This window comes from Xanthomonas hawaiiensis (assembly GCF_031834635.1).
GTDB lineage: Bacteria > Pseudomonadota > Gammaproteobacteria > Xanthomonadales > Xanthomonadaceae > Xanthomonas_A > Xanthomonas_A sacchari.
On the sequence record NZ_CP115873.1, the window covers coordinates 3033253 to 3046963 of the forward strand.

General features: G+C 69.1%; 9 protein-coding genes. 3 read left to right on the forward strand and 6 right to left on the reverse strand.

Translation table 11 applies throughout. The features are described from left to right. The first annotated feature begins 286 nt into the window (after positions 1–286). A complete protein-coding gene (locus PG878_RS13080) occupies positions 287–2434 on the forward strand; it encodes a methyl-accepting chemotaxis protein (RefSeq protein WP_209029405.1) in 2148 nt (715 codons plus the stop codon). A gap of 308 nt (positions 2435–2742) precedes the next feature. Here PG878_RS13080 and secF read toward each other — a convergent pair whose 3' ends face one another. The 6 genes from secF to PG878_RS13110 all read right to left on the reverse strand — a co-directional run bounded on the left by secF (position 2743) and on the right by PG878_RS13110 (position 11316). Beyond that, positions 2743–3708: a protein translocase subunit SecF gene (secF, locus tag PG878_RS13085; RefSeq protein ID WP_010343517.1), complete on the reverse strand. Its 966-nt coding sequence runs from the start codon at positions 3706–3708 to the stop codon at positions 2743–2745. A gap of 73 nt (positions 3709–3781) precedes the next feature. After that, positions 3782–5626 carry a protein translocase subunit SecD gene (secD, locus tag PG878_RS13090; RefSeq protein ID WP_209029404.1) on the reverse strand — a complete coding sequence of 615 codons (1845 nt, stop codon included), beginning with the start codon at positions 5624–5626 and terminating at the stop codon, positions 3782–3784. Between the two features lie 56 nt (positions 5627–5682). Beyond that, the gene (gene yajC, locus PG878_RS13095; protein WP_010343515.1) at positions 5683–6027 is read right to left on the reverse strand and encodes a preprotein translocase subunit YajC; all 345 of its coding nucleotides are present in this window, start codon (positions 6025–6027) and stop codon (positions 5683–5685) included. A gap of 306 nt (positions 6028–6333) precedes the next feature. Continuing rightward, entirely contained in the window at positions 6334–7479 is a 1146-nt protein-coding gene (tgt, locus tag PG878_RS13100; RefSeq protein WP_209029403.1) for a tRNA guanosine(34) transglycosylase Tgt, read from the reverse strand. Positions 7480–7639: 160 nt separating this feature from the next. Then, positions 7640–9469, reverse strand: a complete 1830-nt coding sequence (locus PG878_RS13105) for an ABC transporter ATP-binding protein (RefSeq protein WP_209029402.1) — start codon at positions 9467–9469, stop codon at positions 7640–7642. A gap of 230 nt (positions 9470–9699) precedes the next feature. Further along, complete coding sequence (locus PG878_RS13110) at positions 9700–11316, reverse strand: serine hydrolase (protein ID WP_209029401.1); 1617 nt, start codon at positions 11314–11316, stop codon at positions 9700–9702. Between the two features lie 376 nt (positions 11317–11692). Here PG878_RS13110 and PG878_RS13115 point away from each other — a divergent pair, with 376 nt between their 5' ends. Together PG878_RS13115 and PG878_RS13120 are read left to right on the forward strand one after the other, a co-directional pair. After that, a complete protein-coding gene (locus tag PG878_RS13115; RefSeq protein WP_209029399.1) occupies positions 11693–12532 on the forward strand; it encodes a DUF72 domain-containing protein in 840 nt (279 codons plus the stop codon). A 199-nt stretch (positions 12533–12731) separates the two neighbouring features. Further along, positions 12732–13706, forward strand: coding sequence for a 2-keto-3-deoxygluconate permease (locus tag PG878_RS13120; protein WP_209029397.1), 975 nt, complete (start codon positions 12732–12734; stop codon positions 13704–13706). Positions 13707–13711 lie beyond the last annotated feature (5 nt).

Genomic DNA, 13711 nt, shown 5'->3' on the forward strand with positions numbered 1-13711 from the left:
GCGCCAGGCGACTCACGCCATGCTCACGCATTGCACGCCGTGCGCTTCACCGCTGCTTGATTGGCGCTTGCGTAGAAGAACGCGTACGACGTGCGCCATGCAGGCACCACGGCCTGGCGATGCACACGCTGCGATCGACGGAGAAAACCCTAAAGATCCCGAAAACGCGGCCGATACAGATGCGGGTTTCTGCCCGAACTTCCCCCGCTGATCCGTGCCAGCGTTGCCGTCCCTGCGGCAACGGAGGCCGGTAGCGCCGCTCTCTCGCATCTATCGGAGATCTCGCGTGTCCTTCCATCATCTCACCGTCACCAAGCGCCTGGCAATCGGCTTCTGCGGCGTGATCGCCATGTTATTGCTGGTGGGCATCACCAGCCTGATCGGCTTCCGCAAGTTCACCAGCGCCGCCGCGCTGGACGCACACACCTACAAGGTCATCACCCTCGGCGACCGCATGCTGGTGAGCCTGCTCAACATCGAGAGCGGCGCGCGTGGCTTCGCGCTGACCCGCGACAAGTCCTACCTGGAGCCGTTCGACCTCGGCGAACGCGAGTTCCAGGCGCAATGGCAGGAGTCCAAGCAGCTGACCGCCGACAACGCGGCGCAACAGGCGCGCCTGCAGACCCTGATGCAGGACTACACGCAGTTCATGGCGACCAAGCGCAAGGCGGTGGAGCACATGCGCAACACCGTCGCCGACAGCGACGACGCCCAGTTGGAGGCGTTCCGCACCGTCGGCAAGCAGCAGATGGACGGGCTGCGCGCCACCATCGGCCAGTACGAGGACGCCGAACGCGCGCTGCTGCAGGTCCGCAAGGCCGAGAGCGAGGCGCGCGCGCAGTCCGGCGAATGGACCAGCCTGGTCGGCATGCTGGTCGGCATCGTCGCCGCGATCCTGCTCGGCCTGCTGGTGCGCAACAGCCTGATGCGCCAGCTCGGTGGCGAGCCGGCCTACGCGGCCGACGTGGTCCGCCGCATCGCCGGCGGCGACCTGTCGCAGGAGGTGCGTCTGCGCAGCCAGGCGCCGTCGCTGCTCAACGACATGCGGCAGATGCAGGAGGAACTGCGCACGGTGATCCAGGCGCAGACCGAGATGGCCCGGCAGCATGCCGCCGGCCAGATCAGCTTCCGCATGGACGAGGCGCGTTTCCCAGGCGATTACGGGCGCATGGTGCGCGACACCAATGCGTTGGTGCACAGCCATATTTCGGTCAAGCAGCGGCTGATCACGCTGATGGGCGAATACGCCGAAGGCGACCTCAGCCGCGACCTGGAACAGTTCCCGGGCGAGATGGCGATCCTGACCGAGACCATGGCCAAGGTGAAGCGCAACCTCGGCGCGATCAATCAGGAAATCGACCTGCTGGTGCGCGCCGCCGCGCAGGGCGACTTCTCGCGCCGCGGCGAAGCGCAGCGCTTCCGCCACGCCTTCCACGACATGGTCGCCAATCTCAACACGATGATGACCGGCACCGAGACCAACCTGGCGGCGCTGTCGCAGTTGCTGCGCGCGATCGCCGCCGGCGACCTGACCCAGACCATGCAGGGCGAGTTCCACGGCGTGTACGCACGGATGCGCGACGACGCCAACGCCACCGTTGCGCAGCTGACCGACATGGTCGGCCGCATCCAGCAGGCCGCGGCCAGCATCGACACCGCCGCGGGCGAGATCGCCAGCGGCAACGACGACCTGTCGCGCCGCACCGAGCAGCAGGCCGCCAGCCTGGAGGAAACCGCGGCATCGATGGAGGAACTGACCGCCACGGTGAAGCAGAACGCCGAACACGCGCGCCAGGCCAACCAACTCGCCGCCGGCGCCGCCGCGGTCGCCTCGCAGGGCGGCAGCGTGGTCGGCCAGGTGGTCACCACCATGGACGGCATCGAGGTCGCCTCGAAGAAGATCGCCGACATCATCGGGGTCATCGACGGCATCGCCTTCCAGACCAACATCCTGGCGCTCAACGCCGCGGTGGAGGCCGCCCGCGCCGGCGAACAGGGCCGCGGCTTCGCGGTGGTCGCCAGCGAGGTCCGCACCCTCGCCCAGCGCTCGGCCAGCGCGGCCAAGGAGATCAAGACGCTGATCGACGACTCGGTCGAGCGCGTGAGCGCGGGCTCGACCCTGGTCGCCCAGGCCGGCACGACGATGCAGGACATCGTGGCCTCGGTGCAGCGCGTCACCGACATCATGGGCGAAATCGCCGCCGCCTCGCAGGAGCAGTCGGCCGGCATCGAACAGGTCAACCAGACCGTCACCCAGATGGACGAGACCACCCAACAGAACGCCGCCCTGGTCGAGGAAGCCACGGCCGCCGCACGCGCGATGGAACAGCAGGCCGGCGACCTGGTGGAGATCGTCGGCCAGTTCCAGGTGCGCAGCGAGACCTACCCGATGGTGGCGCAACTGGTGGCGCGCGCGACTTCCAACGCGGCCTAGTCAGAACGCTTCACGCGGCACGCACAGGGACGGGCCGTCGTCGACGGCCTCGGCCCATGATGCCGGCACACGCTGAACCGGCAGACGTTACCGTAGGAGCGGCTTCAGCCGCGACGCGTTACCGGTAAGGCATCGCGGCTGAAGCCGCTCCTACAGCAAAGCAGCCGCTGCCCTGCCCCGCTCCACCATCCGCACAAAGAAAAAGCCGCGCATCCGCGCGGCTTTTTTGTTCGCAGGAGGAAGTGCTTCAGGCCCAGGAAATCACGCTTTTGCGAATCCCCAATCCCGAATCCCCAATCCCGGCCCCATCAGGGCCTGCGCGCCAGCGCCTCCACATCCTTGGCCTTCGGCAGCAGATCCTGCTTGGTGACCTGGAACGGCCCGATCGACAGCAGCGGCACCGCCACGATCACCGAGGAGACCACCACGATCACCGCGCCGATCATGTGGGTCAGCGCCAGGCCTTCCATCGACTCGCCGCCGTACAGGTACAGCGCCAGCGCCGACAGGAAGAACATCACCGCGGTGATCACCGTACGCGACAGGGTCTGGTTGATCGAGCGGTTCAGCACCTCGATCGGCTCCACGCGCAGGCTGCGGAAGTTCTCGCGCACGCGGTCGAACACCACGATGATGTCGTTGATCGCAAAGCCCATCACCGACAGCAGGCCGGCCAGCACGGTGAGGTCGAACTCGCGGCCGGTCACCGACACGTAGGCCACCGTCACCAGCAGGTCGAACAGCGCGGTCAGGCTGGCCACCACCGCGAACTTCCACTCGAAGCGGAAGGCGATGTAGATCAGGAAGCCGACCAGCATGAACACCGTGGCGTAGACGCCATTCAAGGCCAAGTCCTTGCCGACCTGCGGGCCGACGAACTCGCCCGGCTTCACCGTGGCCGGGTTCTGCGGCGTGCTCACCGCCTTGCGCACCTGCTCGGCCAGGTTCTTGGTGATGTCCTCGTTGTTGTGCTCGCCCTGCGGCTGCAGGCGGATCACCACCTCGTTGCCGCTGCCGACGTTCTGCACCTGCGCGTTCTCGAAGCCGGCCTTGGCCAGTTGCTCGCGCACCTGGTCGACGTCGACCGGCTTCTGGAAGCTGGTCTGCACCAGCGCGCCGCCGGTGAACTCCAGCGCGTAGTTGAAGCCCTTGGCGAAGATCACCGCGAACGAGGCCAGCGCCAGCACCAGCATCAGCACCAGGGTCGGGTGCCGCCAGCGCATGAAGTCGATCTTGGTGTCGTTGGGGATCAGGTGAAGCGGGAAGATTTTCATTGGAGACCGCTCTGCGTTTTTTTGGACCCCGCGCCTGCCGGCGCGGGGACGTGCGGAAGGTGGCGTGCGTGGCTCAGATGGCCACGGACTTGATCTTCTTGCGACGGCCGTAGATCAGCACCGCCAGCGCGCGCGACACGGTGATCGCGGTGAACATCGAGGCGAAGATGCCGATGATCATGGTCAGCGCGAAACCCTTCAGCGGGCCGGTGCCGAACGCGTACAGCGCCACGCCGACGATCAGGCCGGTCAGGTTGGCGTCGAGGATGGTGCCGCCGGCCTTCTCGTAGCCGGCCGCGATCGCCGACTTGGGCGGCACGCCCAGGCGCAACTCTTCGCGGATACGCTCGTTGATCAGCACGTTGGCGTCCACCGACAGGCCCACCGACAGCGCCAGGCCGGCGAAGCCCGGCAGGGTCATGGTGGCGCCGAACAGCGACATCACCGAGACCACGATCAGCAGGTTCATCAGCAGCGCGACCGAGGTGATCAGGCCGAACATGCGGTAGTACACGCTGAAGAACACCAGGGTGAACAGGAACGCATAGACCACCGCGGTGACGCCGCGCTCCACGTTCTCCGCGCCCAGGCTCGGGCCGATCACGTATTCCTCGACGAAGTCCATCGGCGCGGCCAGCGAACCGGCGCGCAGCAGCTTGGCCAGGTTCTCGGCCTCGGTCTTCTCCAGGCCGGTGGTCTGGAAGTTCTTGCCGAACACGCCGGCGATGCGGGTCGGCGCCAGCGCCTCCTCGTTGACGCGCACGCTGCGCACTTCCTTGCCGTCGACCATGGTCACGGTGGGGATGCGCTCGATGTAGACCACCGACATCAGCTTGCCGGTGTTGGCGCTGGTGTAGTCGAACATGCGCTGGCCGGCGGCGTTGTTGAGCGTCACCGCCACGGCCGGCATGCCGTTCTGGTCGGTGCTGACGGTGGCGTTGACCATCTGGTCGCCGGACACCAGCACGCGCTTGCTCAGCAGCACCGGCGCGCCGCTGTCGCGCAGGCGGTAGACCTTGGCGTCGGGCGGGATGTTGCCGCTGCGCACCGCGTCCTCGGCATTGCCGTCGACCACGCCGCGGAACTCCAGCGTGGCGGTGGCGCCGATCATGCGCTTGGCCTCGGCGGTGTCCTGCACGCCCGGCAGCTCGACCACGATGCGGTCGTCGCCCTGGCGCTGGATGATCGGTTCGGCCACGCCCAGCTGGTTGACGCGGTTGCGCAGGGTGGTGAGGTTCTGCTCGATGGCGCCGGCGGCGATCTGCTTCAGCTCCGCCTCCGGCACGGTGACGGTGATGGTCTGCCCGGACACCGCGTAGCTCAGGGTCGGCTGCGCCTTGGCGATGGCGGCACGCGCGGCGCTGGCGTCGACGCCCTCGCCCAGGCTGACCTGGATGCTGTTGTCCGGACGGCGCTCGACCGAACGGTAGGCCAGACGGCCGTCGCGCAAGGTGGTGCGGATGTCCTCGGCGAAGGCGTCCAGGCGCTTTTCCAGCGCCGCCTTCTGGTCCACCTGCAGGGCGAAGTGCACGCCGCCGACCAGGTCCAGGCCCAGCACCATCGGCTTGCCGCCCAGCCGCGACAGCCAGTCCGGCACGGTCGAGGCCAGGTTCAGCGCCACGGTGTAGTTCTCGCCCACCTGCTGGCGCAGCACGTCGTTGGCACGGGTCTGCGCCTGCAGGTTCGGCAGGCGCACCATCAGGCTGTCGCCCTCCTTGTCGACCCGCTTCGGGGTGATCCCGGCCGTCTTCAGGTCGGCGAGGACCCGCTCGCGCAGGGCATCGTCGATCTTGCCGCCACGGCTGGCGGTGATCTGGACCGACGGATCCTTCTGGTACACGTTGGGCAGCGCGTACAACGCACTCAACGCCAGCACGATCAGGATGAGGACATACTTCCAGCGCGGAAACTCGAGCATTGCGGGACCCCGCACGACGCCACGCCGGCGTCGCGCCTAGCAGTAGGAGAAATGGATCAGGCGGACTTCAGCGTGCCCTTCGGCAGGACATTGCCGACGGCGCCCTTCTGCACGCGGATGCGCACGTTGTCGGCCACTTCGATGGTGATGAAGTTGTCGCCGATGTCGGTGACCACGCCGGCCACGCCGCCGGAGGTGATGACCTCGTCGCCACGGCCGAGCTTGTCCAGCATCGACTTGTGTTCCTTCTGGCGCTTCATCTGCGGCCGGATCATCACGAAATACATCACCGCGATCAGGATGATGGGCAGCAGGAACATCTGCAGGCCGCCACCGGCCGGGGCGGTGCCGCCAGCGGTCTGGGCCTGGGCGACGGGGATCAGGAAATCGAGCGGATTCATCGGATGCGTCCTATGGTTTGGGCGGCCCGCCGCCCTGAGGGCACGGACCGCTGGTTTGCCTTGAGGCGGCAAGCAGCCGCCGATTATGCCACGATCTTCCTTCACCCTCCGGAACGGCCGCGGCGTGCCTTTCCTTCTCCCTATGGGAGAAGGTGCCGCGCAGCGGCGGATGAGGGTACGGGCGAAGCCTCGTGTCATTTCGAATGCACGAAGCTTCGCCCGGACCTTCACCCCAATCCCTCTACCGAATGACACGAGGCTGCGCCCGGGCCCTCACCCCAACCCCTCTCCCGGGGGGAGAGGGGCTTAGCCTTGCTCCGTTGGGAGTGGGGTTGCTTCCACCCCGCGCGCCGCATAGAAGGACCGCCGGAACTGGGCAAAGGTTCCCGCGGCGATCGCCGCGCGCATGTCGGCCATCAGCTTCTGGTAGTACCAGAGGTTGTGCAGGGTGCCCAGCATCGGCGCCAGCATCTCGTTGCAGCGGTCCAGGTGGCGCAGGTAGGCGCGGGTGTAGCCGCTGCTGCAGGCATGGCAGCCGCAGCCCGGCTCGATCGGGTCCAGGTCGCGCTCGTACTTGGCGTTGCGGATGCGCACCGTGCCGAACGAGGTGAAATAGTGGCCGTTGCGCGCGTTGCGGGTCGGCATCACGCAGTCGAACATGTCCACGCCGCGGGCCACGCCCTCGACCAGGTCCTCCGGCCGGCCCACGCCCATCAGGTAGCGCGGGCGGTCGCCAGGCAGGCGCGGATGCAGGTGCTCGAGCATGGCGTTGCGCTCGTGCTCCGGCTCGCCCACCGCCAGGCCGCCGATCGCATAGCCGTCGAAGCCGATCGCCTGCAGCCCCTCGATCGAGCGGCTGCGCAGGTCCGCATGCACGCCGCCCTGGACGATGCCGAACAGCGCCGCATCGTTGCCCAGCGCATCGTGCGCGTCGCGCGAGCGCTGCGCCCAGCGCAGGCTCAGTTCCATCGAGCGCCGCGCCATCTCCTCGGTGGCCGGGTACGGGGTGCACTCGTCGAAGATCATCACGATGTCCGAATCCAGCACCCGCTGGATCTTCATGCTCTCCTCCGGCCCCAGGAACACCTTGGCGCCGTCGGTCGGCGAGGCGAAGGTGACGCCCTGCTCGCTGATCTTGCGCCGGTGCGCCAGCGAGAACACCTGGAAACCGCCGGAATCGGTGAGGATCGGCCCGTCCCAGCGGGCGAAGCCGTGCAGGCCGCCGTGATCGCCGATCACGTCCAGGCCCGGGCGCAGGTACAGGTGGAAGGTGTTGCCGAGGATGATCTGCGCGCCCAGCGCCTTGATCTGCTCGGGCAGTACGCCCTTGACCGAGCCATAGGTGCCCACCGGCATGAACGCGGGGGTCTCGACCGTCCCGCGCGGGAAGGTCAGGCGGCCACGGCGCGCGGCACCGTCGGTGGTGTGGAGCTGGAACTGCAATCGGGACATGGTCTGGCGAACGTCGGTAAGCCGGGCATTGTCGCATTGCCGGGCGGCGGACGCCGCCCCTGGGCGAGGCACGGCGTCCCGCCACCCGCCGGCAGCGCCGCCAGGCGTGCCCTGCTCCGCTGCGCCGCGGCCGGCTGGCGCAGCGAGGCCCGGCGAACTCCTAGTCCGCCGCGACGAAGCCGCCCGTCTGGCGCGCCCACAGCCGCGCGTACAGGCCGCCGCGGGCGACCAGCTCGGCGTGGGTGCCGGTCTCGACGATGGCGCCGCGGTCCATCACCACCAGCCGGTCCATCCGCGCGATGGTCGAGAGCCGGTGGGCGATCGCGATCACCGTCTTGCCGGCCATCAGCTCGTCCAGGCTGTCCTGGATCGCCGCTTCCACTTCCGAATCCAGCGCCGAGGTGGCCTCGTCCAGGATCAGGATCGGCGCGTCCTTGAGCAGCACACGGGCGATGGCGATGCGCTGACGCTGGCCGCCGGACAGCTTGACCCCGCGCTCGCCGACCTGGGCGTCGTAGCCGCGCTGGCCCTCGCCGTCCTGCAACTGCTCGATGAACTCGTCGGCGCGCGCCTTGGCCACCGCGGCGCGCACCTGTTCCTCGCTGGCGTCGGGGCGGCCGTACAGCAGGTTGTCGCGGATCGAGCGGTGCAGCAGCGAGGTGTCCTGGGTGACCAGGCCGATCTGCTGGCGCAGGCTCTCCTGGGTGACGCCGGCGATGTCCTGCCCGTCGATCAGGATGCGGCCCTGCTCCAGGTCGTACAGCCGCAGCAGCACGTTGACCAGGGTCGACTTGCCGGCGCCGGACGGCCCCACCAGGCCGATCTTCTCGCCCGCGCGCACCTGCAGGTCGAGCCCGGCGATGACCCCGCCGCGCTTGCCGTAGTGGAAGTGGATGTGCTCGAAGCGCACCTCGCCGCGCTCCACGCGCAGCGGCACCGCATCGGCGCGATCCTGCACCTGCGCCGGCTGCGCGATGGTCTCCATGCCGTCCTGCACCGCGCCGATGTCCTCGAAGATGCCGTTGACGGTCCACATGATCCAGCCGGACATGTTGTGGATGCGGATCACCAGGCCGGTGGCCAGGGTGATCGCGCCGACGCTGATCTGGCCGCGGCTCCACAGCCACAGCGCCAGCCCGCAGGTCACCGCGATCAGGAAGCCGTTGACGATGGCGATGGCGCTGTCCATCGCGGTGGTCATTCGGGTCTGCCCGCGGTGCTTGACCGCCAGTTCGTCGATCGCCTCGCGCACGTAGGCCTGCTCGCGCCCGGCGTGCGAGAACAGCTTGAGCGTGGCGATGTTGGTGTAGCCGTCGACGATGCGGCCCATCGCCTTGGAGCGCGCGTCCGAGGCGATCCAGGCGCGCTGCTTCATCCGCGGCACGAAGTAGACCATCAGCCCCACGTAGACCAGCACCCACACCAGCAGCGGCGCCATCAGCCAGGGATCGGCCTGCGCGAACAGGTACAGCGCGCTGCCGGTGTAGACCACGATGTACCAGAGCGCATCGACCATCTGCACCGCCGACTCGCGCAGCGAGGTGCCGGTCTGCATCACCCGGTTGGCGATGCGCCCGGCGAAGTCGTTCTGGAAGAAGCCCAGGCTCTGCCGCACCACGTAGTTGTGCATCAGCCAGCGCGCGCGGTTGCTCAGGCCCGGCACGATGGCCTGGTTCACCAACAGGTTGTGCAGGGCCACGAACAGCGGCCGCGCCACCAGCACGATGACGGCCATCCACAGCAGTTCGCCCGCGTGGCGCTGGAAGAAGTCCGGCCCCGGCTGCTCGGCGACCATGTCGACGATGCGGCCGAGGAAGTCGAACATCGCCACTTCCACCAGGGCCAGCGCGAGACCGGCCAGCAGCGTGGCCAGCAGCAACGGCCACAGCGGGCGCAGGTAGTGCAGATAGAAGCGCACCACCCCGCGCGGCGGCATCTGCGTCTCGATCTTCGGAAAGACCTCGATCAGGGACTCGAACCAGCGGAACATCGCCACGCCACGCCTAAAAGGGGCGTCAGGGTAGCGTATCTGGCGTCACGTCTCGTGACGCGGGGAATGGGGAACAGGGAATCGGGAATGGAAAGAGCAGCCTCCCGCGCGTGCCCGCCTCCCATTTTTTGATAGCCGCATTAGCCGCGATCTAGCATTCACCGGGAACATCTGGTCGCGGCTGACACCGCTCCTGCCATTCCCGATTCACCATTCCCGATTCCCGGCCTTCAATCCTCCGGCGTCAGCACCAGATCCTGGAAATCGAAGCTGAAATCGGTCAGCGGCGAGATCGGCTGCATGCGCGCCTCGCGCACCTTGCCGTCGGGCGTGAGCGCGAAATTGACGAAGGCGTCGGCGTTGAGCGAGCGGTCGCGCCAGCGGACGATGAAGGTGTCGTGCTGCCAGTGCTCCAGGGTGCCGACCAGCTGCGCGGTCTTGCTGAACTGCAGTTCCAGGCGCTTGCCCTGCTGGCGCAGTACCACGTCGCCGTACCACGGGTCGCGGTAGGTGCCGGCGTAGCCGGACAGCGGCAGCGACGGGGTGGACTTGGCGTCGCGCGCCGCGACGTGCTTGGCCCAGTCCTCGTCGGCATTGGCGTCGGCCTTGGCCACCGCCTTGGCGTAGGCGGCGGTCCAGTCGGTCGCCGGCGCGCCCAGGTAGGCGTCCAGGACCCGCAAGGTGATCGCGTTGAAGGCGGCGCCCACTTCCTGGTTGGTCAGCACGATCACGCCCAGCTTGCGCTCCGGCACCAGGGTCAGCCGCGAGACCATGCCCGGCCAGCCGCCGGTGTGCCAGACCAGCTTGGCGCCACGGTAGTCGCTCAGGCTCCAGCCCTCGCCGTAGCCGGCGAAGTTGGGCTTGGCCGGCAGCAGTTCCGGCACGCTCGGCTCGGACACCGCGATCGGCGTGATCATCTGCCACATTTCCTGCTGGCGCTGCGCACTGAACAACTGCCGCGCCTGGCCGTCGGCCGACGGCAGGCGGCCGCCGTCGAGCTGCACCTGCATCCACTTGGCCATGTCGTGCACATTGGCGTAGATGCCGCCGGCGCCGGAATTGTTGGACCAGGTCAGCGGCGCCACCGTGCGCAGCTCGCGGAAATCGAACTTCGCATGGCCGACCGCAGCTGCATCGCCCGGCTGCAGATGGTCGCTGTTGATGCGCGCGCCGGTCATGCCCACCGGCACGAAGATGCGCTGGCGCACGAACTCGGCGTAGCTCTGCCCGGACACCTGCTCGATCAGCTTCTGCGCCACCGCGTACAGGATGTTGTCGTAGGCATAGCGATCGCGAAAGCCGCCCTTCAGCGGCACGTGCGCCAGGCGCCGCACCACCTCTTCGTTGCTGTAGCTGGTGGCCGGCCAGAACAGCAGGTCGCCGGCGCCCAGGCTCAGGCCGCTGCGATGGCTGAGCAGATCGCGCACGCGCATCTCGCGGGTGACGTAGGCATCGGACATCTGGAACCACGGCAAGTGGTCCACCACGCGGTCCTCGAGCTTGAGCTTGCCTTCGTCGGCCAGGATCGACAGCGCCGCGGCGGTGAAGGCCTTGGTATTGGAGGCGATGGCGAACAGGGTCTGCGCGTCCACCGGTTCCGGCTTGCCGAGTTCGCGCACGCCATAGCCGCGCTCCAGCACCACCTGCCCGTCCTTGACGATGGCGATGGCGATGCCCGGCACGTCGAACTGCTTGCGCACGCGCTCCACCTGCGCGTCCAGATCCTGCAGCCCGGGCGGCAATGCGGCCGGGGCCGGGGCGGGAACCGCCGTGGGGGCCGGCGCCTGCGCCTGCACGGTAGCGCTCACCGCCAACAACAGGCCGCAGCCCATCGAGATGCTCTTCAACTGCGTCGCTCCTGAAGAAGGGAAACTGAGGCCGCACGCCACTGCGCGCGCACCGGCGAGTGTAGAGCCTGCCAGGCCCTTTGCGGCAGGCCGACGGGACGGCGGCGAGTGCCGTCGTGGCGGCTGCCGCCACGACCGGCGTCTGTGCCGACGGCCCACGTCGACAAACCGGGCAGCGCGACGCCACAGCCACGTCCCATCTTTGTCCCCCGCAGGCGCCCTCCGGCACGCCATACGCCATCGCGCACGCCCCGCCCCCCCACACAGACCATCGCCGCCACCGCCACGACACGTCCGGTCCCTACTTTCCGCGACGACACCCCGCAATGCCGTGCTGCGGCACAATCGCTCCCCGCCCGCAGCCGGAGACACCCGCATGAACGACCTCTTCGACTCCGCCCCGGCCGCGCCGGACGGCATCCGCGTCGGCATCGGCGGCTGGACCTACGCGCCGTGGCGCGGCGGCATGTTCTATCCGCAGGGCCTGGTGCAGCGCCGCGAGCTGGAATACGCCAGCCGCCACGTCACCAGCATCGAGATCAACGGCACCTACTACGGCGCGCAGAAGCCGGAGACCTATGCGCGCTGGCGCGACGAGACGCCGCCAGGCTTCCTGTTCTCGGCCAAGGCGCCCAAGCGCATCACCGCGCTGCGGCGCCTGGCCGGCGCCGGCACGCAGATCGAGGACTTCGTCGGCGGCATCGCCAGCCTCGGCGACCGCCTCGGCCCGCTGCTGTGGCAGTTCGAACACGGCCATCGCCTGGACCTGGACGACCTGGCCGCGTTCCTGGACCTGCTGCCGCGCAAGGCCGACGGACGCCGGCTGCGCCACGTGCTGGAAGTGCGCGACCCGGCCTGCGTCGGCCCGGAACTGCTGCAGCTGACCCGGCGACACGGCGTGGCCACGGTGTTCACCGATTCGCCCGAGTTCCCCTCCTTCGCCGACCTGAGCACCGACTTCGCCTATGCGCGGCTGATGCGCAGTCGCGCCGACCTCGCCCATGGCTACCCGCCCAAGGAACTGCGGGCCTGGGCCGCGCACGCGCAGGCCTGGCGCCGCGGCGAGGATCCACAGGCGCTGCCGCACGCCGATACGGCCGTGGCCAAGGCCACGCCGCGCGAGGTCTTCGTCTACTTCATCAGCGCCGCCAAGGAACGCAATCCCGCCGCGGCGATGGCCCTGCTGAAGATGCTGGGGTCCGCCGCACAGGCGTGACCCGTTCGGCCGCGCCCACGCGACGTGGCGCACGACGCCAGCGCGACCGTCGACGCCACGGCGCAGCCCGACTGAACCGCGCCTCGACCGCGCACGCACGGCGACACCCGCTGGTCGCCGCGCCGCGGTACAACACCGCCCGTCCGGCGCCGTCGCCGGGCCGCGGCCCCGCGCCGCGCCTCCACACGCGGAGCCCTCGATGCGGATCAAGCGCACGCTCGAACGTCTTCCCGGCGGCATGATGCTGGCGCCACTGCTGCTCGGCGCCCTCTGCCACACGCTGTGGCCGCAGGCCGGCGCCTGGTTCGGCTCGTTCACCCAGGGCCTGATCGGCGGGCTGGTGCCGATCCTGGCGGTGTGGTGCTTCTGCCTGGGCGCCTCGATCCGGCTGCGCAGCGGCGGCCGCGTGCTGCGCGCCTCCGGCGTGCTGGTGCTGACCAAGATCGCGGTGGCGTGGCTGACCGCGGTGATCGCCACGCGCCTGTTGCCGCCGGGCGGCATCGTCGCCGGCCTGTGGAGCGGCATGTCGGTGCTGGCGCTGGTCGCGGCGATGGACATGACCAATGCCGGCCTGTTCGCCGCGCTCATGCAGCAGTACGGCCGCCGCGGCGAGGCCGGCGCGATGGCGCTGATGTCGCTGGAATCCGGACCGCTGGTGACGATGCTGATCCTCGGCACGGCCGGCGTCGCCAGCTTCGAGCCGCGGCTGCTGCTGGGCGCGGTGCTGCCGCTGCTGGTGGGTTTCGTGCTCGGCAATCTGGACCCGGCGCTGCGCGCCCTGTTCGCACGGGCGGTGCCGGCGCTGATCCCGTTCTTCGCCTTCGCCCTGGGCAACACCCTGGACCTGCGCATGGTCGCCCACGCCGGCGTGGCCGGGGTCGCGCTCGGCCTGGGAGTGATCGTGGCGACCGGGATCCCGCTGCTGCTGGCCGATCGCTGGCTGGCCGGCGGCAACGGCAGCGCCGGCCTCGCCGCGTCCAGCACGGCCGGCGCTGCGGTGGCCACGCCGGCACTGGTGGCGGCGGTGGCGCCGCAGTTCCGGGCCACCGCGCCCGCCGCGACCGCACTGGTGGCGACCTCGGTGGTGGTGACGGCGCTGCTGGTGCCGCCGCTCACCGCTGCGTATGCACGGAGGGTGGCGCGGACCGCGTCGCCGTCCGCAGCGGACGCCTGATCCGC